Annotated in this window: 21 protein-coding genes; 13 read left to right on the forward strand and 8 right to left on the reverse strand. The window is 41.8% G+C overall.

Translation table 11 applies throughout. The features are described 5' to 3' along the window. The first annotated feature begins 743 nt into the window (after positions 1-743). A complete protein-coding gene (locus ACKTT2_RS05855; protein ID WP_407884941.1) occupies positions 744-1,067 on the forward strand; it encodes a DUF1825 family protein in 324 nt (107 codons plus the stop codon). Positions 1,068-1,158: 91 nt separating this feature from the next. Here ACKTT2_RS05855 and ACKTT2_RS05860 read toward each other — a convergent pair whose 3' ends face one another. Continuing rightward, positions 1,159-3,081, reverse strand: a complete 1,923-nt coding sequence (locus ACKTT2_RS05860; RefSeq protein WP_407884943.1) for a transglycosylase domain-containing protein — start codon at positions 3,079-3,081, stop codon at positions 1,159-1,161. Positions 3,082-3,265: 184 nt separating this feature from the next. Between ACKTT2_RS05860 and tyrS the strand changes: the two genes are divergently transcribed. The 3 genes from tyrS to ACKTT2_RS05875 all read left to right on the forward strand — a co-directional run bounded on the left by tyrS (position 3,266) and on the right by ACKTT2_RS05875 (position 6,068). After that, the gene (tyrS, locus tag ACKTT2_RS05865) at positions 3,266-4,435 is read left to right on the forward strand and encodes a tyrosine--tRNA ligase (protein ID WP_407884977.1); all 1,170 of its coding nucleotides are present in this window, start codon (positions 3,266-3,268) and stop codon (positions 4,433-4,435) included. 131 nt (positions 4,436-4,566) lie between these two features. Further along, positions 4,567-5,286 carry an orotidine-5'-phosphate decarboxylase gene (pyrF, locus tag ACKTT2_RS05870; RefSeq protein WP_407884945.1) on the forward strand — a complete coding sequence of 240 codons (720 nt, stop codon included), beginning with the start codon at positions 4,567-4,569 and terminating at the stop codon, positions 5,284-5,286. A gap of 272 nt (positions 5,287-5,558) precedes the next feature. Next, entirely contained in the window at positions 5,559-6,068 is a 510-nt protein-coding gene (locus ACKTT2_RS05875; RefSeq protein ID WP_407884947.1) for a hypothetical protein, read from the forward strand. A gap of 93 nt (positions 6,069-6,161) precedes the next feature. On the opposite strand, the gene ACKTT2_RS05880 is transcribed toward ACKTT2_RS05875, so the two are convergent. The 4 genes from ACKTT2_RS05880 to ACKTT2_RS05895 form a co-directional block, all read right to left on the reverse strand. Then, entirely contained in the window at positions 6,162-6,752 is a 591-nt protein-coding gene (locus ACKTT2_RS05880; RefSeq protein ID WP_407884949.1) for a hypothetical protein, read from the reverse strand. 8 nt (positions 6,753-6,760) lie between these two features. After that, entirely contained in the window at positions 6,761-7,165 is a 405-nt protein-coding gene (locus tag ACKTT2_RS05885; protein ID WP_407884951.1) for a hypothetical protein, read from the reverse strand. Between the two features lie 7 nt (positions 7,166-7,172). Continuing rightward, complete coding sequence (locus ACKTT2_RS05890) at positions 7,173-7,955, reverse strand: TIGR04255 family protein (protein ID WP_407884954.1); 783 nt, start codon at positions 7,953-7,955, stop codon at positions 7,173-7,175. A gap of 160 nt (positions 7,956-8,115) precedes the next feature. Further along, a complete protein-coding gene (locus tag ACKTT2_RS05895; RefSeq protein WP_407884956.1) occupies positions 8,116-8,808 on the reverse strand; it encodes a uracil-DNA glycosylase in 693 nt (230 codons plus the stop codon). Positions 8,809-8,982: 174 nt separating this feature from the next. Between ACKTT2_RS05895 and ACKTT2_RS05900 the strand changes: the two genes are divergently transcribed. Further along, positions 8,983-9,651, forward strand: a complete 669-nt coding sequence (locus tag ACKTT2_RS05900; protein WP_407884958.1) for a phosphoribosyltransferase — start codon at positions 8,983-8,985, stop codon at positions 9,649-9,651. A gap of 29 nt (positions 9,652-9,680) precedes the next feature. Here ACKTT2_RS05900 and ACKTT2_RS05905 read toward each other — a convergent pair whose 3' ends face one another. After that, positions 9,681-10,772, reverse strand: a complete 1,092-nt coding sequence (locus ACKTT2_RS05905; protein ID WP_407884960.1) for a tetratricopeptide repeat protein — start codon at positions 10,770-10,772, stop codon at positions 9,681-9,683. Between the two features lie 103 nt (positions 10,773-10,875). Next, complete coding sequence (gene ybiA / locus ACKTT2_RS05910; RefSeq protein ID WP_407884962.1) at positions 10,876-11,334, reverse strand: riboflavin biosynthesis intermediates N-glycosidase; 459 nt, start codon at positions 11,332-11,334, stop codon at positions 10,876-10,878. 152 nt (positions 11,335-11,486) lie between these two features. Between ybiA and ACKTT2_RS05915 the strand changes: the two genes are divergently transcribed. Beyond that, positions 11,487-13,481: a protein kinase domain-containing protein gene (locus ACKTT2_RS05915; protein WP_407884964.1), complete on the forward strand. Its 1,995-nt coding sequence runs from the start codon at positions 11,487-11,489 to the stop codon at positions 13,479-13,481. Positions 13,482-13,559: 78 nt separating this feature from the next. Here the strand turns inward: ACKTT2_RS05915 and gltB are convergent, their stop codons facing one another. After that, positions 13,560-18,293: a glutamate synthase large subunit gene (gene gltB, locus ACKTT2_RS05920; protein ID WP_407884966.1), complete on the reverse strand. Its 4,734-nt coding sequence runs from the start codon at positions 18,291-18,293 to the stop codon at positions 13,560-13,562. An 839-nt stretch (positions 18,294-19,132) separates the two neighbouring features. On the opposite strand from gltB, the gene ACKTT2_RS05925 reads away from it, so the two are divergent. The 7 genes from ACKTT2_RS05925 to ACKTT2_RS05955 form a co-directional block, all read left to right on the forward strand. Continuing rightward, on the forward strand, positions 19,133-21,154 hold the full coding sequence (locus tag ACKTT2_RS05925; RefSeq protein ID WP_407884968.1) for a phosphodiester glycosidase family protein: 2,022 nt from the start codon (positions 19,133-19,135) through the stop codon (positions 21,152-21,154). Positions 21,155-21,171: 17 nt separating this feature from the next. After that, on the forward strand, positions 21,172-21,333 hold the full coding sequence (locus tag ACKTT2_RS05930; protein WP_407884970.1) for a hypothetical protein: 162 nt from the start codon (positions 21,172-21,174) through the stop codon (positions 21,331-21,333). A 77-nt stretch (positions 21,334-21,410) separates the two neighbouring features. Then, positions 21,411-21,842: a phosphomannose isomerase type II C-terminal cupin domain gene (locus tag ACKTT2_RS05935; RefSeq protein WP_407884972.1), complete on the forward strand. Its 432-nt coding sequence runs from the start codon at positions 21,411-21,413 to the stop codon at positions 21,840-21,842. A gap of 250 nt (positions 21,843-22,092) precedes the next feature. After that, positions 22,093-22,425 (forward strand): HesB/IscA family protein, encoded by a 333-nt coding sequence (locus ACKTT2_RS05940; protein WP_407884974.1) that lies wholly within the window; start codon positions 22,093-22,095, stop codon positions 22,423-22,425. Between the two features lie 187 nt (positions 22,426-22,612). After that, positions 22,613-22,990 carry a 30S ribosomal protein S12 gene (rpsL, locus tag ACKTT2_RS05945; RefSeq protein WP_017746068.1) on the forward strand — a complete coding sequence of 126 codons (378 nt, stop codon included), beginning with the start codon at positions 22,613-22,615 and terminating at the stop codon, positions 22,988-22,990. 204 nt (positions 22,991-23,194) lie between these two features. Beyond that, the gene (gene rpsG / locus ACKTT2_RS05950) at positions 23,195-23,665 is read left to right on the forward strand and encodes a 30S ribosomal protein S7 (RefSeq protein ID WP_407884976.1); all 471 of its coding nucleotides are present in this window, start codon (positions 23,195-23,197) and stop codon (positions 23,663-23,665) included. 169 nt (positions 23,666-23,834) lie between these two features. Continuing rightward, on the forward strand, positions 23,835-23,933 hold a 99-nt coding region (locus ACKTT2_RS05955; RefSeq protein ID WP_407884979.1), incomplete at its 3' end, for a GTP-binding protein.

Consider the following 23,933-nt stretch of genomic DNA (forward strand, 5'->3'; position numbering starts at 1 on the left):
GGGCGGCTCATAAAGACTTAAATTTATGAAGTTTGCAACTCCTCTATTATATGCAGCTTCATATTAAATTGGTATGACTTATATTTTTTGTATAATTGTTTGTTTTGACGCGAAAAAAGTTTGTAAATACTACCTGATTTATTACATTTTAATCTATCTTTATAATTTTAATAACATTGGGAGCATTCTAGTTTGGCAAAAACACGCCCGCGATGTTCGCGATCGCAGCTATACAAACAATGGAGGCGCTATGCAGGCTTCAATTAAGTCCGTGTCGGCGGACGAGCGTTTGTATAGTGCCAGAATTCTATTCTGAGGGCAATATGACAAATTGAGATGCTCCCCTAACACTGGAATGACTTGAATATGCTAAATTTTAAAACTTCTGGCGCTCACTTTAAAGATTATGTTAGACATAATATGAAAATAGCGATCGCTTCTCTAGCAAAAGTTTATTTACATCAAGCATTAAAACTAAATTCAAAACAACCACTTGCTTTAAAATATGCTTTAAGAATAAAGTTTCAGTTAGAGTAGGTGGACTTTGTTTTCCTAGTCGTGAATTACATTCGACCAACTTTCTAAAACTTTATAGTTTATTTAGTCAAGTGTTGAAATTGCGGTAGAAAACCGAACTAAAACCGAAAGCTGTTTTCCAGATGATTTCTCTAGCATTAGAATAAAACTAAGATCGCAAGTACAAAAGCTACTGAGCGACATTACTCAGTGGAGTGTGGGTTAAGATGGGATTCTTTGATTCGGAAATAGTTCAGCAAGAAGCAAAGCAGTTGTTTGAGGATTATCAAGCACTGATCGAATTAGGTAGCGGTTATGGCAAATTCGACCGTGAAGGCAAGAAACTGTTTATCGAACAGATGGAAGCTATGATGGAGCGCTATCGCGTTTTTATGAAGCGTTTCGAGCTTTCAGAGGATTTTATGGCACAAATGACTGTAGAGCAACTTAAAACACAATTAGGTCAGTTTGGTATTACGCCTCAACAAATGTTCGAGCAAATGCACCTCACGCTACAACGCATGAAAGCCGAACTGGAGAAGCAATCTTAGTAGGGATTGGGTACTGGAGATAGGGAGCACAGGTAATAAATAATACTCCAATCGCCAATCGCCAATCGCCAATCCCCAATCGCCAATCGCTCTAATTAACTTTCGGGCGACGGAACTGAGAAGGTGACTTAAAGTTCTCGACAGGTACGCCCTTAAGTGCTTTTGTCATAAAGTCACGCCAGATAGGAGCAACCATAACACCACCTGTAGCGCCATGAGCTAGAGTTCTGTTATCGTCTCTACCTACCCAAACTGCAGTCGTTAATTGGGGTACAGTACCAACAAACCAAATATCTTTTTCAGAGGATGTTGTTCCTGTCTTACCTGCAGCAGGACGGTCTATCGCAGCGTTTTTACCAGTACCGCTAGTGATGACAGATCGCATCACGTCAACAACTGCTGCAGATGCCCAAGGGTCGAGAACAAGTTGTGGTTTGGGAGTATTGTCGAGCAACACATTACCACTACTGTCTGTAACACGAACAATAACTGTTGCAGGAGATTGCCAACCATAATTGGCAAAAGTGGCATAAGCACTTGCCATTTCCAATGGCGTTACACCAATAGCACCCAAAGGTAAAGAAGTTACAGGTTCCATCGGACTCATAATACCTAAAGTACGGCAAGTCTCAACAACTCTGTTCATCCCTATTGATTTACCGACTTTAATAACAGGAATATTGCGAGACATAGAGAGGGCGCTACGGATTGACATTGCTCCAGCATAGCCCCCATCGTAGTTCCGGGGATGATACCAACCGCTACCATCTCGATAACTAACTGGAGCATCAACCACAGTTGAGTCTGGGCCGTACTTACCAGTTGCAAAAGCGGTATAGTATACAAACGGCTTAAACGAGGAACCTGGTTGCCTCAGTGCTTGAGTCGCTCGGTTAAATTCGCTTGTCTTGGGATCGACACCACCTACAAGGGCTTTAACAAAATGAGTGCGGGGGTCAACTGCAGCGAGAGCAATTTGGTTTCTATATAACCCTTGTCCCAACAGTCTTTCATGCCAGCGTCTTACAGTTGTTTCTGCCATTCGTTGAAAATTGCTATCTATGGTAGTTTGAATCCGCATACCGCCTTTGAGCAGAGCTTCACGACCAAATTTCCTAGCTATTTCCTGTGCCACGGCATTGGTTACATATGGTAAGGCACTACCTTGGAACGATCTGATTTTGCCCAGTTTGATTGATTGTTTTAAGGCATTATCATACTCTTTCTGGGTAATCCAGCCTAAGGTTAGCATCCGCCCTAGAACTTCTTTCTGCTGGTATTTAGCTTTGTTCATGTTAATAAAAGGGCTGTACTCTTCTGGCGCTTGAATCAAACCCGCTATCATGGCTGACTCCGCCAAGTTCAAACTTTCGGCTGACTTGTTGAAATAACTGCGAGATGCTGTTTGTATCCCATAGTTGTTATGTCCCCAGTAGACTTGATTGAGGTACATCTCTAAAATTTGGTCTTTAGGAAGAATTTGTTCCAAGCGAATTGCCAGAACGCTTTCCGCTATTTTCCGGGTAAAGGCACGCTTGCGAGACAGAAACAGATTTTTTACCAATTGCATGGTAATAGTCGAACCACCTTCGCGTACCCCACCTGCACTCCAGTTGGTTACTAATGCACGCCCAACACCTTTGGGGTTGATACCGTGGTGGTAGTAAAAGTCGCTATCTTCACTCGCTAAAACGGCTCTCTTGAGTTCTGGAGAAATTCTATCTAAAGGCACAACTTCGCGGTTGGCTTCCCCGTGGATGCTAGTTAAAAGTTTACCTTTAATATCATAAATATAAGTGGTTTCCGAAGGAAAAAAGTTGCGTAATTGTCTGACATCGGGTAGGTTACGGAAACTTACGGCTAAACCAACCAGTCCTCCAGCTACTATGGAGCTGGTGAGCATCGCGACCGATAGTAGAGTACCGCCAGCTACCTGACCGACTCCTTTAAGGAACTCAAAGCCTGAAGAACTCTGTTGTTGAGAGCGTTTATTATCAAAAGTTCTGGACGACACGGGATTTCACTTCCTCACTTTATATGTAAGTGTAATTTCTTTGATTAAGCAAAGCAGTTAATTTTTTGCAATTATATTAGTTTGTTAGTTTGGCACGCGAAAATAAGATAGAAATAAATTGCTAGTGACCACAACCAACCTTACCTTGATAGTGCAAAGCGTAGTTAACAGTCAATCCCCTAGTATGATGCAAGATTTCTCTTGGCTACATCGTGGTGTTGCGGAAATTTTTCCTCAACCTACTGATTCTGCCACTGAAATCGAAAGTTTAGAAAAACGATTGGCAACAACCGAGCGACCTTTAAGGGTCAAATATGGCATTGACCCTACCGGTGCCGAGATTCATCTCGGTCATAGCATACCAATGCGAAAACTGCGAGCGTTTCAAGATGCGGGTCATACTGCTGTCCTTCTTATAGGCGATTTTACAGCTCGCATTGGCGATCCTACGGGGAAGTCCGAAATGCGCCGCCAGCTGACAGAAGAAGATGTCAAGAACAATGCCCAGACTTACCTGGATCAAGTACGACCTATCTTGGATTTTGACACTCCAGGCAGACTGGAAATACGTTACAACTCGGAATGGCTTTCTAAGTTGGATTTAGGTAAGATTCTTGAGTTACTCTCCACTATGACTGTGGGGCAGATGCTGGCAAAAGAAGGGTTTGCTGAACGTTATAAAAAAGAGAATCCAATTTTTCTTCATGAGTTCCTCTACCCGCTAATGCAGGGCTATGATTCGGTTGCTCTTGAGGCAGATGTAGAACTGGGAGGGACTGACCAAAAGTTTAATATTGCTGTTGGACGAGATTTACAACGTCATTTTGGTCAAAAACCTCAATATGGGGTACTGTTACCTATTTTAATTGGTACAGATGGCGTACAGAAAATGTCAAAGTCTCTGGGAAATTATGTGGGTTTATTAGAACATCCAACACAAAAGTATCAAAAACTACAACAGGTTCCCGACCATCTGTTAGAAGAATATTTTACACTGCTGACAAATTTATCAATAGACAAGCTGCCAGAAAGTCCCCGCGATCGCCAAAAATTATTGGCGCAAGAAGTCGTGAAACAATATCATGGCGAGCAAGCTGTCAAGGATATTGAAGCTGGGGATATGCCAGAATTTTCCCTAGCAGCAGTGCAGTTTCCAGCAAAACTCGCTTTTCTCTTGAATGCTACCGGCTTGTGCAAAAGTACAGGGGAAGGCAAGCGGAAAATATCTGAAGGTGGAGTGCGCTTGGATGGCGATCGCATAACAGATGCGGATGCTAGTATCGCCGACCCTGCTGAATTACACGGGCGTGTTTTGCAACTCGGGAAAAATAAGTTTGTGCGACTGATACCGTAATATAGCGATCGCTCACTTGCATCCAATATAGTTCTTCTAGAGCGGGCAAGATGCCCGCTTCAAACGGGCGAGACGCCCGTACCACAAGTCAATTACTATAGTAGTTTTTCCATTAACCACTACCTTTTGACATGAATGCCGAAGATCGAGTAATTGTTGCTTTAGATGTACCAGATGAACGCTCAGCAATAGATTTTGTTGAAAGACTCGAACAAGTCAGTTTTTGGAAAGTAGGTCTAGAGTTGTTTACAAGCACCGGACCAAAAATTCTGGAACTACTCAAATCTCGGCAAAAGCGTATTTTCTTGGATTTAAAATTTCATGACATTCCCAACACTGTTGCAGGTGCATGTCGTGTAGCATCTCGTTATGGTGTGGATTTATTGACAATTCATGCTACATCTGGTAAAGAAGCCTTGAAAGCTGCAATTGAAGCAGTACAAGTGGGAGCATCATCAGCAGGTGTAAAACCGCCAAAGTTAATTGCTATTACACTACTGACAAGTATTTCTTCCAGAGAATTAGCATTTGATTTAAAAATTCCTTTAGAATTACCAGAGTATGTTCTTGAGATGTTACTAATGGCTCAAGAAACGGGCTTGGATGGAACTGTATGTTCGCCTCAAGAAGTTGCACAACTGCGACAAACTTGTGGAAAAGATTTTTTGCTCGTTTGTCCGGGGGTACGCCCAACTTGGGCAGAAGCAAAAGATCAGGCGCGATCGCTGACTCCAGCACAAGCACTTAAAGCAGGAGCAGATTATCTCGTCATTGGGCGTCCCATCACTGCATCTGACAATCCAGAATTAGCTTGGAAAAAAATTTGCGAGGAGTTAGCATCCGTCTCATGAAGTCAGAAGTCAAATTGAGAAATTATGGCTTTTACCTTCTTTGCTGTAGCTTCTGGCTAGTGTTCCTCTCGTTCCCAGGCTCAGCCTGGGAACGCATTCCCAGAGGCTCAGCCTCCAAAGATCGAGTGACAGATGAAGAAATAGTATTGGGGAGTATGATGAGGCAGAGCCTCATGATAGGCATTCCCAGGCTGAGCCTGGGAACGAGGAATGTGGGACGGAGCCTGGGAACGAGGAATGTGGGACGGAGCCTGGGAACGAGAAAAAAGCACATGGTAGCAAAAAAGGATTCTTGCTCGAAACAAAGTTTAGAATCATTAACAACACAAATGTTGCGCGATTTACCTAGTTACGTCAATCGAGCTTCTCAACGTTCTCGCCGTCTTAGTAGAGAAAAAGAAGTTTTCAGTTATATAGTCGTTGCAGGAAGACCTGAGTTTGAACCGCTACCTCTTAATCCGGGCGAGTATACGAGAGATTCCTTAAAAACCAAATCAGAGGGAGTAGAGCAAGTCTTTTTTACAACTTTAGAGCGACAGTATGTAAATGGAAAAGCCATTCAATTGCAAGAATTTCACTGGCTGTTTTTAACAAAAGCAGAAAACAGTTGGTTGTTTGTCATGATGTTTTCTCAAATTGGTTCTTATTCAAAAAATCAGCCACCCACACCACCTAGGGATAGCAGTAATGGTGTTATTGCTCAAGGCATTGGTAACTGGTTGCGAGATTGTAGAGCAGACAGTGTGCGTGGGAATTCTAACAACCCAAAAGCCAAACCTTAATGACTACCTCTACCTCCATTAAAGCTTTCTCTGCCATAACCTTCACAGCTGAGAGATAGCTGCTAGTATCACAGTCATTATCTAAATTTTCTATCATCCTTTCTCACTTTCATGTTGTGCCGGAAGCCCTATACGCCCGTGAAAGTCGTGGTAACGATGAGAGAAATGTTCTAGATAAGGGCTTTCAAGTACTGTACGCCGTTTAGCTATCTTAGTATTTACCTGGTGATATAAAAACTCAGCATCTATTGCAAAAACTTTTTTGAAATCAGCTGTTAATTCTGGCAAACCTTCCTGAATCGCTTCAAATTCTGAAGGTACTTTTTCAAAAAAATGATACTGTTGATGACGATTAGATTTAACTAAATTCCATTCTGATGAATTTATTTGAAGAGTTTTGTTAAACCGAATTTCTGTAGCGGTGTATATTTCACAAAAAAGTATAGAATTCAATAACTTATATGTTTTATCTTGGTTTTGCCTAGCAGTATAATCCCAATCTAAATCACAATCTTGAGTCACAATAATTCCGTAAGGATGAACTATAGGTTTAAACTTAGTGTTTTCCAGGTTTGGGGATGACTCATTTGGAATTGGTTTAAACTGTATAACTCCAGTCAAAATTTCCCCTTGCCTAAAAGCCTCTTTTTTATTAGAGGCTCTATAAATTATACTTTTAGGCATAGTTAAAATTATTCAATATCTATTACTAAAGGCGGTCTAACAACACTTGGAAGTACGCTACCCGTAACTACTCCTAATTCTTTGGGCAAATTGGTTTGTTTCAGATAATTCTGATTTTCCTGATAGTATTCCAACATAGCCTCAAGTGCTTCAGATGCTTCTTGTAATCCTTCGGGAGAGATTGCAAAAAGAGTCTGAAGTATTGTTAAACACTTAATTAAAAGAATAGATTTTTGATTGAATTGACTAGACCAATCATCACTAAAAGATGATTCAATGGAAACCTGAATTTTCAGAGTAGGGGTATCAGGTACTAAGCTTAACTTTGGAGAAGTCTGACTAGGGATTGATATAACTTCGTACCTTTGCCCAATAATATTCTTACTCTTAATACTATTAGTTACTATTTGCATGATAGGTTTATATGGATTGTGGTCTCATTGCTCTATGTAACTCATCAGTAATACTCCAGCGAAAGAGATTCCTAGCTGTTAGATTAGATTGATTAAGTATGTTCCAAAGATACTCGCCTCTTTCTATCTTACCTTCTGTGAAAAAGTCAGTATCTAGTAAATAAGCTGTTTCATCTACACCCTGTTCCGTATCTCTAACCATAACAAGCCCGTGATTAAAATTGACTTGACCAAATTCAGTTTTTAACTGTAAATTTTTGATAAAATTTTGAATTGAGGCGGCTATTTCTGGAGTATGTAGCTCTGAAGCAATATGTTTGGGTATTAACTCAGCCCATTCTTTTTGAATATTGAGTTTTGAACGAATAATTAAATCGCGGTATCTGAACCCTACTCTTGAATAAAATGATGGATTATATATTTTTTCAAAAATTTCTACAGCTAATTTGAATTTTTCAATAAATTTTTCATACCTTTCATATTTTGTTGTAACAAGAGTTATGGAATCTTTGTCTATAGATAATTGCCAGCTTAAATCTTCTGATTTGAAATGATACGTCAAGTCACTTGTAATGTTTGGACTAAATTGAGTAAGAAGATTAGAAAGTTCATTTGGTATTGGTAAGCTTCTAGAAGTTTCAAAGATTGGATAATCAAACCTAATCCTATCTTGGAAATCTACAGGCTGTTGACTAGTAATTCTTAGAATAGTCGGAAATCTAAGTTGAGCAATAACCTCAATAAGAGGGTTGTACTCATAAATTACTCTTTCATAGTTTGGGAGCTTCATGTTTTAAAGTTATCGATCGCCAATTAAAACAATCTCTTACTACTCTAGATTAGCCGACTTCTAACCGATTAGTCAGTGATGTGTACCACATTTATATTTCTTAGAGGTAGAGGGCATTCACGCACCTCACCTCTGAAGATTAAATGTTAGAGATAATTCGTTATCTGTTCCGAATTTCATCAAACTTGGCACGGACTGCTTGTATATCTTGCCACATTAACCACTTTGGGCTACCGACTTCACGGCTTTGGTTACGCAACAAGTAGGAGGGGTGAAAAATTGGCATACACAAACGCCCATCCCATTCCATCCATTTGCCACGAATTTGGGTAATACCTCGCTTATCACCTATTACACCTTTGACAGCAGTTGCACCTGTCAAAAGAATGATTTTTGGATCGACAAGGCGAATTTGCTCCATAAGATAGGGTTTACAAGCTTCCATCTCTTCTGTAGTTGGAACGCGATTATTTGGCGGGCGGCATTTATTTACGTTACAGATATATACATCTTTCTCAGTATCTAGCTTGACTGAGGCAAGAATTTTTTCTAGTAACTGTCCTGCTTTGCCAACAAATGGTAATCCTGTTTCGTCTTCGTTTTGCCCTGGTGCTTCTCCCACAACCATAATGGGTGCTTTCAAGTTACCTCGTCCCACAACTGCATGGGTACGACTGTCCCCTAAATCGCAACGGTGGCACTGGTTGCAATGTTGTGCTATTTCAGTTACATTGGCATAAATTCCACGTGGAATGGGAATTTTAACATTTGTGGGAATCAACTCTTTTTGGTCAAAGTTAGACTGCTCAAAGTCTGATTCTCCAAAGAGGCTAAGTTGTTTTTCGCTACTCATGAAATAGAAATATCTTATTTGTTCGGGTGCAAGCTGCTATGGATAAACAAACTTTGCGACTCGCATTTTGATTAGGTAATTTGTTACTTACTAACATACTATCGCATCCATACACTCGAGCAAAAATCAGTCATTATATAAAGCAATGGCGTTTTCATCTGCTGGGCAAGAACTATGCCACAAAATCCACTTTTTGCCGATCGCACTCAAGCTGGTGAAAAACTAGCACAGGCAATTTATGATATTGTAACCCAGCAAACTATAGACTCTGGGGTGAAGCCAAGAACAATAGTTTATGCCTTACCACGCGGAGGAATACCCGTTGCTTTTCCAGTTGCACGTCTTCTTGGTTGTCCGCTAACAGTAGAAGTGGCAAAAAAAATTAGCCATCCAGAAAATCCTGAGTTGGCTGTTGGTGCTGTCACTGCTTCAGGCGTTGTTCTTTGGGAGGAACAAGGGTTCTATCGCAAAATGAAAACTTTGCAATTGAAAGAAGTCGCATTAAAATCTGCTACCGAACAAGCTCACTTTCTTCAAGTTCAATTGCAATCTGCTTGTCCCCCAGTCGATCCTAAAGGTGCTACCCTCATTTTGATTGATGACGGTATTGCTACAGGTATGACAATGGCAGTAGCCGCAACGTCTTTGAGAAAACTCAATCCTGCAGAAATTTGGCTTTGTTCTCCAGTCGCACCTCTAAAATTGCTACCTTGGCTACATCAGTGGGGCGATCGCCTAATCGTTTTGGCAACACCAAAAAATTTCTTGAGTGTTAGCCATTTTTACTCAGAATTTCCACAAGTAGAAACACGAGAAGCCCTAAAAATGATGAATTATGAATGATGAATTATGAAAAAAATCTAATTCATCATTCATAATTCATCATTCATAATTTTTATCGCTTTGGCATAGTCACCCAAAGCATAACAAGCCATTTTTAGACTGTTAAGAGTTTGTTCTTCACTACGGCGATCGCTAAGAGATCTTGCTATTTGCAAGCGTTGTTCGTAGTACGTAATAGCTTTAGCATAATCACCCAAAGCTTCACAAGCAACTCCTAAACTCCCCAAAGACTGTTCTTCACTACGTTTGTCTTTGATGTCTCTTACCAGTTGCAAACGTTCTTCATAATAGACAATCGCTCTAGCATAGTCCCCAGTTGCATAACAAGCGTTCCCCAAATTTTTTAGCACTTGCGCTGCACTGCGACGATTGTTGAGGGAATACGCAATTCTGACACACTGTTCGTAGTAAGCGATCGCTTTGCCATAATCCCCCAAACCATACCAAGCATTGCCGAGATTTTTCAAAACTTGTTCTTCTCCCCAGCGATCCTGTAGTTCTCGTACAATTTCTAGACTTTGCTGTTTGAGTTCAATTGCTTGTGGAAGGTTACCTAATGCTTTATAAACCAATCCCAAATTATTCAGCCCTGCTACCTCACTGCGCTTGTCCTGTAATTTTTGGGCTATTTTTAAACACTCTTGGAGACATTCCATTGCTTTGTGATTATCCCCCAAATGACGGTAAGCATTACCCAAATGGGAGTACGCCTGCATATGTACCCGCAAATCCGTGACATCTGTTCCCAAATTCAAACATTGTTGAGAGTAAGAAATCGCGCTTTTGTAGTCGCCCAAGGTATAAGCGATTAATCCCAAACAAGAAAACACCTGTGCTTGTCTTTCATTATCTCCAACTGCCTGAAAAAGTGCTAAAGATTCTTGTAAGGACTTCATAGCTGCAGGCAAATCCCCTACTTGTTGCTGTTGAATTCCTTGACGCAAAAGTCTGTAAGCTTCCGAAGAGTGGTCGTCTTGCGCCTGTGGAACCAGTACATCCCCTTGTGAATTTTGATCGACATCCTGAGTCATTGCCTCAGATTTCCTTGCTTTTAAGTACACTGTAGGTGGTTGCAAGGGAACTGTGTTTTTTGAGCTAAGATTCCAACCGCCTTTCCACATCGACCGCTCTCTGTTAATAGTGAGAATATATTTAGTGTTCCCAAAATCAAGTTCTATCTTTCATCACGTGAAAATCACTGGTCATTGGTCATTGGTCAGGTGGTCATTGGTCATTGGTCAGGTGGTCACTGTTACGTAATATTTCTCGAACTTCCATTAAGATTTTGCCTAACATATTTTTCCCGCTACCATCCGCACCGTAACCCCAGTAGTAATCGATAGGCGAATTCTCAACAAGTTCTACATCGCCTGTGGAAAGTAAAATTTCTCTAATATCAGCATGAGTTTGAAACTTACACAGCACGGCTTTTTTCATGATGCCATCTTTAACTTGTTCCCAATCCGAACGCAAAGGACGCTTCCTTTCCCGTCCCATCCTAGCAGCTTCTTTAGGTGTTTTTACGAGGCGTATCTGTTCTACATGAGGCGTACCTATAAACTTTTGTGCTTGAAAATAGTGTTCGCTTGTATACCAATAGAAACACTCTAATTCAAACCCATGATATGAAAAGTTAGAAAAACAACCGTATTTTTCGCGAGTGTTGTAAAAGTAAATAGTCATAAGTATTTTTTATCTTAAATATGTATTATAAACTACTTTTAAATGACTCGCCAAGTTCAATAGCTACTTGCAACATAAATTAGTGATTGGTAAAAGGAGGGAACGGAAGAACATAATATTGTAGAGAACAATGGCTCTTTGATGCCTTATTTATGATCTACTGCCTTAATCCCAGTTGTGAGAAGCCTTTAAATCCAGATGGTGCGGAATTCTGCCAAAACTGTGGGACAAAACTGATGTCGCTGCTGCGAAATCGGTATCATATTATTCAGCCATTAGGAGGCGGAGGATTTGGTAGAACTTTTCTGGCAGAAGACGAAGACAAGCTAAAAGAGCATTGTGTTGTCAAGCAACTAGCACCGCAAGTTCAAGGAACTAGCGCTTTACAAAAAGCAACCGAACTGTTTCAAGAAGAAGCGCGGCGCTTGCAGCAGTTAGGAGAACATCCACAAATTCCAACTCTGTATGCCTACTTTAGGCAGGAAAACTATCTATACCTAGTACAGCAGTTTATTGAAGGGCAAACTTTACGGCAAGAATTGAATCAGCACGGACTTTTCCATGAAGAAAAGATTTGGGAAGTATTAGGTGAATTATTGCCCATTCTCAAATTTATCCACGAACATCAAGTCATTCACCGAGACATTAAACCAGAAAACATTATTCGCCGTCTCTCTGCAAAAGGAAAAGAAGATTTAGTACTTATTGATTTTGGAGTTGCCAAACAGTTAACAGCAACTTCTTTAGAACAAACAGGAACCACTATTGGTTCCTACGGTTATGCACCAATGGAACAAATGAAATATGGCTCTGCATATCCAGCTAGCGACCTATTTAGTTTGGGCGTTACGTGCTTTTATTTACTAACAGGAGTTCATCCATCACAATTGTATGTTGAAGACGGATATAGTTGGGTAAATCACTGGCAAAAGTATCTCAAGTTTTCTGTATCTATGCACTTGGAGCACATACTCAATAAACTATTACAAAAAAATCTAGAAACACGTTATAAATCAGCAGATGAAGTCTTACAATATTTAGCTCGAAAACCAAAGTCAAAAGTAACTTTAACAAAAGATGTTGCAGTTACTTTAATCTCAACGAAAAACTCTCACAAGTTATCTATTGACTCGCGTACTGTTATTCAACCTAAAATTCTAATAAAAAAAGAACTATTAATAGGAGGTTTTGCCCTATTTTTAATGGGTTTAGGAGGAACTATATATTGGAAAATGCAGGGATTTACACCAACCTTATATGGACATTTAGGAGATGTTAATTCTCTTGCTATCAAATTAAACCCTATCAAGTCATCTAAAGAAAATGTGACAGAATTATTAGCCAGTGGTAGTGATGACAAGACTATTAAAATCTGGAACTTAAGAAATAAAAAAGAAATTCGTACTTTAAAAGGACATAAAGAATTTGTTTACTCTGTTACATTGAGTGCCGACAGTCAAACTCTTGCCAGTGGTGGCAAAGACAACACAATCAAAATCTGGAATGTAAATACAGGTCAGGTAATTCGCACGCTGACAGGACATTCTAGTTATGTTAATTCTGTTTCACTGAGTGCTGACGGTCAAACTCTTGCTAGTGGTAGCTATGACACAACAATTAAGGTTTGGAATTTAAAGATAGGTCAAGAAATTCACACTCTTAAAGGACATGAAGGAGAGGTTTTATCCGTTGCTATTAGCCCAGATGGTCAAACTCTTGCTAGTGGTAGTACAGATAGAACAGTTAAAATTTGGAATGTAAAAACTGGGAAATTATTACGAACTTTGACTGGACATTTAGGGGATGTAAATGCTGTTGCTATAAGTCCCAATCAAAAGATTGTAGCTAGTGTTAGCGATGACAGAACTATTAGAGTTTGGAATTTGAATACAGGGCGAGAATTACGTCCCCCTTTAATAGGTCATTCAGCTGATGTGAACGCTGTTGCATTTAGCCCTGATAGTGAAAAAATTGCCACGGGAAGTGATGACACAACTGTTAGAATCTGGAACTTGAGTACGGGACAAGAAGTAAAAGCTTTTAAAGGTCATTTGCAAGAAGTTTTTGCCGTCGTTTTTAGTAGAGATGGTAAAAATATAATCAGTGGTAGTAAAGATAAGACAATTAAGATTTGGCAAGTTCCTTAAACTGTATTTTATCAGATTCCCGACTTCTTAAAGAAGTCGGGAATCTAGTAGGGTGAGCATTGCTAGCCCTAAACAGAACTACACAGAACTTAACTGCTTCTCGGTCATGGCTTGGGAATTCGCTTCTGGGCTATCAGCCTCAGAAGGTGGAACTAATTGCCAGAACTTCGGCAAATAGTCTTGCCAATTCTCCAGAATCATCTTCGCTTTTCGCGAACCAGTGCGTTCCGCATGCGCTTTAATTAACTCTTGCAATTGCTTTTCACCCGCAGGAGTCATAACTCGCTGAAGTTTAACAATTTCTCGGTTAACTAACTCAGGGAACATACCGTCTTCATCCAAGAAGTAACCCAAGCCCCCAGTCATACCAGCTGCTACGTTACGCCCTACTTTTCCAAGGACAACAACAACACCGCCAGTCATATACTCGCAGCAGTGATCTCCTGCACCCTCAATCACGGCTGTTCCTTTAGAATTCCTGACAGCAAAACGTTCTCCAGCTAAACCGTTTGCAAATAGGAATCCTCCAGTCGCACCGTAAAGACAGGTATTGCCAATAATCACGTTTTGTGCTGGGTTATAGGTGGTATCTATGGGTGGTTTAATAATAATCTCACCACCATTCATCCCCTTGCCAACGTAGTCGTTCGCCTCCCCTTCTAGGGTCAAAATCATACCGGGAAGATTGAAAGCACCAAAACTCTGCCCAACACTTCCTTTGAAGTTGAGGTCGATTTGTCCTTCAAAACCACTGTCACCGTACTGAGATGCGATCGCACCCGCTAAGCGCGTACCGACTGTTCTGTCAGTGTTGACGATCGTCATAGTTTTGCTCACAGTAGACTGGTTTTGAATAGCCGCCTGAATATCCGGATCGCGCAACAATTGGTCATCCAAAACAACACCGTTGCTGTGAACTTCCTCATGTACCAACCAACTACGGTTTTCTCGCGAATCGGGTAACTGAAGCAAGCAATTGAGATTCAGCGATTGTGTCTTATTGACACCTACTTCCTCACGCACTTTCAACAAATCGGCTCGTCCAACAATATCTAACAAGGAACGGTAACCGAGTTTCGCTAACAGACTCCGAACTTCATCTGCAACAAAGTAGAAGAAATTCACAACGTGTTCTGGAGTACCGGGGAAGCGTTTCCGGAGTTCCTCTTTCTGAGACGCAACACCCACAGGACAATTGTTGGTGTGGCAAATTCTTGCCATAATACAGCCCTCAGCAATCATGGCGATGGAACCAAAGCCAAATTCTTCTGCTCCCATCAACGCGCCGATCAGTACGTCCCAACCAGTCTTCAGCCCACCATCAACACGTAAGACTACGCGATCGCGCAAGCTATTTTCCATCAACACGCGATGCACTTCCGTCAATCCCAATTCCCATGGTGAACCAGCGTGCTTAATAGAACTCAATGGAGACGCACCCGTACCGCCATCGTGACCGGAAATCTGAATAATATCAGCATTTGCCTTCGCCACTCCCGCAGCAATCGTACCAATACCGACTTCTGCAACCAACTTCACCGAAACTTGCGCTTTGGGATTGATTTGGTGCAAGTCAAAAATCAGTTGCGCCAAGTCCTCAATAGAATAGATATCGTGGTGCGGTGGTGGTGAAATCAAAGTTACGCCCGGTTTAGAACGCCGCAACATGGCAATGTAAGGGCTAACCTTTTTCCCAGGAAGTTGTCCGCCTTCACCTGGTTTTGCACCTTGAGCGATTTTAATTTCAATTTGTTTAGCGCTGACCAAATACTCTGGGGTCACACCAAAGCGTCCCGAAGCCACTTGCTTGATTGCACTTGATGCTCTGTCTCCGTTCCGCAATCCTTTTAAATGGGGTAGAATCGCTGAGTTTCCCGAATCATCCACATCATCCAAGATTTTGTATCTGACTGGATCTTCTCCACCTTCCCCAGAATTGGATTTCCCACCAATGCGGTTCATGGCAATTGCCAGTGTTTCATGTGCTTCTCTTGACAATGCGCCTAAGGACATTCCCCCAGTACAGAAACGCTTGACAATTTCGGTCACTGGTTCTACTTCATCAATAGAAATGGGAGAGCGATCGCTTTGGAAATCGAGCAAATCACGCAAAGCCGTGAGCTTTCTATCTTGCAAGTACTTCTTGTAAACTTCGTAGTGGTCGTACTTCTTCCCATCTACCGCTTTGTGCAACGCTTTTGCCAGTTCCGGGCTGTTCATGTGGTACTCGCCACCAGGACGGTAGTTGACAAATCCCAGGTTTTCTAATTTCTTGGTTGTCAATTCTGGGAAAGCCTTGCAATGGAAAGCCAAAACTTCTTGTGCGAGTTCGCTGACACTCAAGCCACCTACGCGAGAAGCCGTTCCATCAAATCCCAGTTCCAGTAAATCTTGACCGATCCCAATAGCTTCAAAGATTTGTGCGGCTTGGTAACTAGTGAGCAAAGAAATTCCCATCTTCGAGAGAATCTTTAACAACCCACCTTCTACTGCTTTACAGTAATTAGCAAGAGATTGCTCCAAACTCATGGCAGTAATTTTACCCCGTTCCATAAACTGTTGGGTTTTGGGGTCAAACCACCAGTTACGTACCGTATCCAAAGCCATGTACGGACAAACTGCTGCTGCACCGTAACCAATTAAGCAGGCGAAGTGATGGGTACTCCAGCACTGAGCGGTATTGACAACTAGAGATGTTTTCATCCGCAACCCTTCGCGGATCAGGTGGTGGTGAACTGCACCTATTGCCAACAAAGGAGGAATGTAAGTGTACTCAGATCCAATTCCCAGTTCGTTACCCGCTTGAGTGCGATCGCTCAATATCAGAATTTTCGCACCTGCCCGCACCGATTCAGCAGCTTGTGCTTGTAAATTCTTGACAGCCGCTTTCAACCCTTCAGGACCTTTCTCAATTTCAAACAGGGTTGATAATTCAGCTGTTACAAATCCCGACAGTTTGATAGCCGCCAACTCTGCCTCTTGCAAAATTGGTGAATCTAGCATCAGTCTGCGGGCATATTCTGGCTTTGGTTGCAATAAATTTCCTCGTTCTCCCAGTTCTACTTTCAGAGACATCACCAGACTTTCCCGTAGGGGATCGATCGCTGGATTTGTCACCTGAGCAAAGCGCTGTTTGAAATAGTCATACAGCAAGTGGGGTTTTTCTGACAATACTGCAAGAGGAATATCATCCCCCATACAGAAAGTCGCTTCCTTCCCATCTATTGCCATTGGCTGAATCACCATTTCCACATCTTCTGTAGTGTAGCCAAAAGCCATCTGTTGCTGGAGGAGAGTTTGCTTGTCAGGGGAAGTCGGGAGTGATGAGTGAGGAAGACATTGCGTTGTCGAGGTTTTCTCTGTTGACGCAAGTGGCTTATTAGGAGAACCATTTCCATTCCCATTACCTAATGCCCAATGCCCATTGCCCAATTTCTGACGATACTGGCGCAACCATTCCCCATAAGGATGCTGCTTGGCTATGCGCTGCTTAATTTCCCAGTTCTTCAAGATTTCGTGGCTTTCTAAATCCACAGCAATCATTTGTCCCGGTCCGAGTCTACCTTTCTCGATAATGTCAGATTCGGGAAAGCTTACCACACCTGCTTCTGAAGCAACGACGATGTAGTCATCCTTAGTAATACAGTAACGCGCTGGTCTTAAGCCATTGCGGTCTAGTGTTGCTCCCACTTTCCGCCCATCGCTAAATACTAACAGTGCGGGACCGTCCCAGGCTTCTTGCAAACCACTATAGTATTCGTAAAAGTCAACTATCTCTGGATAGTTTCGCAATTCTGGCTGATTTTGGTAAGCCTCTGGAACCATAATCGTGATGGCTTCTAATGGGCTGCGTCCAGAATGCACTAGCAACTCAAACACGTTGTCTAAGTTTGCTGAGTCGCTACTATCAACATTGACAAATGGCTTAAGTTCCTCAATCCGATCGCCCCAAACTGGATGATTTAAAACTGATTCTCTTGCCATCATCCAGTTTATATTTCCCAACAGAGTGTTGATTTCTCCATTGTGACCCAGTAGCCGCATGGGTTGAGCTAGAGGCCACTTGGGCATAGTATTGGTACTAAAGCGGCGATGATAGACAACAAAGGCGCTTGTGTAGTTGGGGTTTCTTAAATCTTGATAAAAATCTCCTAACACTGCCGAACGTACCATACCCTTATATATGATGGTTCGGCTGGACAGCGAACAGATGTAAAAGTCATCTGACCATTTGTTATCGTTTTGGCGAACAGCTTTATGAATTCGACGACGAGTGATGTAAAGCGATCGCTCTAATTCATCACCTGTTTTCTCTGCTGATGCTACAAAAAGTTGTTCGATCCTGGGTTGATTTTCTCTTGCTTGTACCCCCAATAATTGAGGTTGTACTGGAACTACTCGCCAGCCCAATACAGTTAATTTCTCCTCAATCGCCACTTGTTCCACAAGCTCTCTAGCTTTTTCGGCTGCATCCTCATCTTGAGGTAAAAATACCATTCCCACAGCCATATAACCTGTGGCAAAATCTTGTTTTCCCCATGCTGTTAGATCCTGTTGGAACAACTCCCAAGGCAGAGCGGTCAATATTCCCGCACCATCACCCGAATCTTGGTCTGCACTACAACCACCCCTATGTTCCAAACAACTTAAAGCTAATAGCGCTTTTTCTACGACTTCATGGCTAGCTCTATTTTGGCGATGGGCAATAAAACCCACACCACAAGCATCTCGCTCTTCCACTAACCATTTTTGACCCGAATAGATGTACCCGTTATTCATATCAGAATGTGTCATGTTTTGTTGTTGATTCATCCTTTTGTTATCCCTGACAACGCGAGTTGTGAATTTTGCGACTTCTAGTTGGAAAAATTTCTAAATCCCAAAATGAAAAGTACAAAGGATCTGATTTTTAGGAAAAAAAAATTTAACTTCGGGCTTTTATTTTTGTTTAACCCGTGTTAAAATTTCTTCGATATTTTTATGTGTTTAACCTGAGTGAATTAAACTACTTCCGAACTTATAAGTTTTTGCTTAAGTACGCTCACTCTTATCGGCGATTTATTCTTTTCCAACCTTTTACTGAATGAGCGTGCCGTACCCGAAACGGTTGTGAAATGCGCTCTCACGACTCTTAACGGGAATATTATTCGGACTTAGCACAAAATCAGCGTATTACACTATATGCCCATTTGACAATTCCTATCCTACAGATCTCTTGTGTTTTCTGACTTTTTATCTGTTATTCTTCGCTACTTGTATTGCCACTTGCTTGACTTCTGAATAAGAATATGAAGATAAAGAGCAAACACATCATCTGTTAAATGGATACAAACCTCTAAACTTCCTGTGAAAAACATTTAACACAAAGTGCTTGTATCCCATGCCCCGACTTTATCCGTGAGGTACGCTTTATCCTTCATACTCTATACTTCATCCTTTTTACAACAATCCAATACATCTGCGAAAGTTAAAAGTGCTAATTTTGCATAGTACTCTTGTAACAATCGCATTACTAAAAAAATCTTGTTTTCAGAGACAAAAAGCCCATATATACAATATCACATTCCAATGGTCGCAAAACTCTTGTCATCAATTTTTTGATGTCTCAAGGAGCGGTTTGCAAAAATGTTTCCATAAATACATAAATAACAATGGTAAGAATACTGAGTTTTTTCCTAACACGGGATTTCTGTTTTGTAGTTAATAAAAGTAGTCGTCGGTTTCTTAGGGTTGTCATACCGTCAGTACTTTCAACTCTACTTTGCCTAGTAGATATATATGATAGTGCGAAAGCGCAACCTTCAACATCGAACGTACTATCTCCAAAAACGATTCCACAACCTCTAGCACCTACATTACCAGGAGTGGTTTCCTACGGCGATCGCGTGACTCTCAACGGTCGCATTTTACCTGGGGCTTGGTTGCAACAAAAGTCTCGGACTGGTAAGCTTAACACTCATCTGAGCGATGCGGCTATTAAGCAATTACTAGGAGTCGATTTATTAAATAATAACAATCCCACTCAACAACCAGTACAATGGTTTTCACCATCCACCAACCCTATTGTTTTAACCAGTTTAATAACAACAGGATATCGGTACTTAGATATAACAAACTTTGCTAGTACTGCCGGATGGCAGGTACAGGCAAATGGTAACACTTTGGTCATTTCTACGCCAAGTGCCAAGGTAGTGAATATTCGTCAGGGTAGGCAAACTTCAGGTGATACCATCATTATAGATTTAACTCGTCCAACTCCTTGGCAAATTTCACAAGGAGCGCCCATACCAAAGTCTCCCATTTCACCACTTGGTTCTGAGCCTGCAACTCCCAAACCAACTTTACCACTTGGTTCTGAGCCTACAACACCCAAACCAACTTCTCCACCTAATCGAGAATGGATAGTGACTGTGGAAGGGATAGCCGAGCCTACTCTCTTGAGAGGAGTGGGACAGGGGGAACAAACTCCTTCGTTAAACCCTCAAGTACCAACACCCGACTCTTTAATTCAAGGAGTAGAAGTTGCTAATAACCAAACAATAGTCAGACTCAGCGTCCCCTTTGGTTTTGCTCCTCGGATAAATACTTTAGCTAACCCTAACCGCTTGAGCATAGAAATTCGACCCGATGCAATGCCAGTACGTAATATTGTATGGGCGACAGGATTGAGATGGCGACAGCAGTACTTTAACTTAGGTCAAAATCGCTTTCCAGTCACGTGGTTGGAAATTAATCCTCGGACGAGTGGGGTAAAGTTAAAACCTATTTGGACAAATTCCGACACGATGGTTGGAACTGCTCCTCTGATTCAATTCGCACAACAGCAAACAGCAGTTGCAGCTATTAATGGTGGATACTTTAACCGTAATAACCGATTGCCTTTAGGCGCACTTCGCCGAGATAATATATGGGTATCTGGACCAATTCTTAATCGAGGTGCGATCGCTTGGAATGATTCCGGACAGTTTTACATCGATCGCCTCACCTTGCAAGAAACGATTGTTGGGTCAAATAGAGTACAATTACCTATTCTTTATTTAAATAGTGGCTACGTTCAAAGTGGGATTGCTCGTTACACTCCTGCATGGGGAACAACCTACACTCCCCTAACCGATGACGAGATCGTCCTAGTCGTACAACAAAATAAAATTCTTAGTCAAATAACAGCAGGTAAAGCAGGTGAGACAGCCGTTCCGATTCCCCAAGATGGGTATCTACTGACTTTTCGTGGGTTAGCTACAGCCAACGCCGAACAATTACCCGTAAATTCCACAATTCAGATTAATAGTTCTACCATTACCCCTGAGTTTAACCGTTATCCTCACATAGTAGGGGCAGGTCCAGTGCTGTTGAAGAACCATCAGATTGTGCTTGATGCCAAAGGAGAAAAATTTAGCGATGCTTTCATAGCAGAAAAAGCCATTCGCAGTGGGATTTGTACGACATCAACAGGAAATTTAGCGATCGCTGCCATACACAATCGTGCAGGTGGTGCTGGACCAACTTTAGCAGAACACGCGCAGTTAATGCAGCTTTTGGGGTGTGTCAATGCTCTAAATTTAGATGGTGGTAGTTCTACGAGTCTTTACTTAGGAGGACAACTCCTCGATCGTTCCCCCAATACAGCAGCTCGCGTTCACAACGGAATTGGGGTATTTTTCAGTGACCAGTGACCAGTGACCAGTGACCAGTGACCAGTGACCATCACTTTAAAGCTTATGATAAGCTGTTGTGTTTTTTAATGAAGAATTCGTGTAGAGATGTGACTTTGTGGAAATCATCGATCGCACTTCTGGAATTGATTTGCTATGGTTGGCAAAGTGGCACGAATCAGTCACTACTAGAGCTCTGAAACATCGATCGCGTTTTTTTCATCAAGATAGTATACGTGCTGACGGTTCGTTCTGTCAAAAAACAATGAGGTAACTTATGGTTCAAATTCAAGAGGCAACACAAACTAACACATTGCCCTTACCCCCTGCTGTGACTGCTAGAGGCGTTGCTGCTACAGAACTTCGTCCTTGGGGTTCTTTTACAGTACTCGAAGAAGGACGTGGATACAAGATTAAGCGCATTGAAGTTAAGCCCGGACATCGACTCAGTTTACAAATGCATCACCATCGCAGCGAACACTGGATTGTTGTTTCTGGTACAGCTAAGGTTGTTTGTGGCGATCGCGAAGTGCTTCTGAGAAATAATGAGTCTACCTACGTACCTCAGTGTACAGCTCATCGCTTGGAAAATCCTGGTGTCATTCCCTTGGTATTAATTGAAGTCCAAAATGGCGAGTATTTAGGTGAAGATGATATTGTTCGATACCAAGATGACTACGCTCGTACTCAAGACCCCAATAAACAGTAGCGATCGCTGAATTAGCGTCATCGCCTATTATCTCATAATGGCTGAAAGTTTTTCTATATTTCAAACCAAATAGGTTAGTTCAATAGTTAAGGACAGGTTAAAAGTTGCACTCCACAGGCTAAGCTTGGTTTTGGGAGCGAGTGTCTTGCCTGTCCTTTTGATTTGGGAATAGGGCATTGGGCATTGCCTAAGACTCTGAAAGTTTGATATAATATCGTAGCATGAGTTTTAATTGCACTGGCAAAGCGCGATGATTCAACTGAGTTCAGCAGCTGCTAATGAAATTGAACGACTCAAATCAAAGCAGCAACCATCATACATATTTTTTCGCTTAGCAGTTAAATCTGGTGGTTGTTCCGGGTTGTACTATGATATGTCTTTTGATGAGACAGCGAAACTTGGCGATCGCGTTATTACCGCTAATGGTCTTCAAGTGGTTATAGATGCTGAAAGCCAAAAATATGTTGATGGATTAACTGTAGATTACTCAGAAGATTTGATGGGCGGAGGCTTTCGCTTCCAAAATCCTCAAGTAAGCGCTAGTTGTGGCTGTGGTAATTCTTTCTTGATTGTGAAGGAATAGGGATTCCTAGGGGAGTCTTCAGTTAAACAAAAGTTGTCGTTCGTCATTTGTCATTTGCTATTGATTTAGGCAAAGGACAAAGGGCGAATGACAAATGACAAAAAAACTTGACACAAAACCTAAAAGAAAAGCTATAATCAGGATTTGTTGTTACTTAGAATAAAAGCAGCTTTTCGCGCTGTAACTCATGCCAACAATACAGCAACTTATACGTACTGAACGCGAAAAAGCGCGTCAGAAAACCAAGTCCCCAGCTCTGAAGGAATGTCCTCAGCGCCGAGGTGTGTGTACTAGAGTATACACAACTACACCCAAAAAGCCTAACTCAGCTTTACGCAAAGTCGCAAGGGTAAGATTAACATCTGGATTTGAGGTCACAGCCTACATTCCAGGCATTGGTCACAACTTGCAAGAACATTCAGTGGTTATGATTCGTGGCGGTAGGGTCAAGGACTTACCAGGCGTGAGATACCACATTATTCGTGGAACCTTAGATACAGCCGGAGTCAAAGACCGCAAGCAAGGTCGTTCTAAGTACGGAACGAAGCGTCCTAAGAAAGCATAAAGCAGTGCTGAGTATTGAGTGCTGAGCAACGCGGGTTTTCTTCAGCACTTGGCACTATTGAAGGGAGTAGCGATTAGGGATTAGCTATTGGGGACTGGGTGCTAGTTACTCTCCCTAGTCCCCATTGCCCCTCAACAAGGAGGGGACCCCGAGTTCCCCAATCCCTAGTCCCTGATGAAAGATCGAAACTAAAGGTTACTAAGTATGTCTCGTAGAGGTGTAATTCAAAGGCGTCCAGTTCCTTCTGATTCTGTATATAATAGCCGTCTTGTCAGTATGATGATTAGACGTATTATGCGTCACGGCAAGAAATCGTTAGCCGCACGTATTGTATATGACGCTATGAAAACAATTCAAGAACGGACTGGAGGCGATCCATTAGAAGTTTTTGAAAGAGCAGTGAGAAATGCAACTCCATTGGTAGAGGTGAAAGCCCGTCGTGTAGGTGGTGCTACTTATCAAGTTCCAATGGAAGTCCGTACCGAACGGGGTACAACTCTTGCCTTACGTTGGCTGGTTCAGTTCTCTAGATCTAGACCGGGACGGACAATGGCAGGTAAACTGGCAAATGAGTTGATGGATGCAGCTAACGAAACCGGGAATGCCATTCGCAAGCGGGAAGAAACGCACCGCATGGCAGAAGCGAATAAAGCATTTGCACACTATCGCTACTAAAAAATTATGAATTATGAATGATGAATGATGAAAAAGACTGAATGAATAGGAATTTCATAATTCAGAATTTATAATTCATAATTCAAAAGACGGTTTTCCGTAAAAGTATACTATCTTAACAAAGTGTAATATACAAGATATCATGAGGCGAAAACTATAGGAGGCAGCTGTGGCACGTAACCACCCGCTAGAGAAGGTACGCAACATAGGTATTGCGGCGCATATAGATGCGGGCAAAACCACAACAACAGAGAGAATATTATTTTAC

This window comes from Scytonema hankhaensis NUACC26 (assembly GCF_045865695.1).
GTDB lineage: Bacteria > Cyanobacteriota > Cyanobacteriia > Cyanobacteriales > Nostocaceae > Scytonema.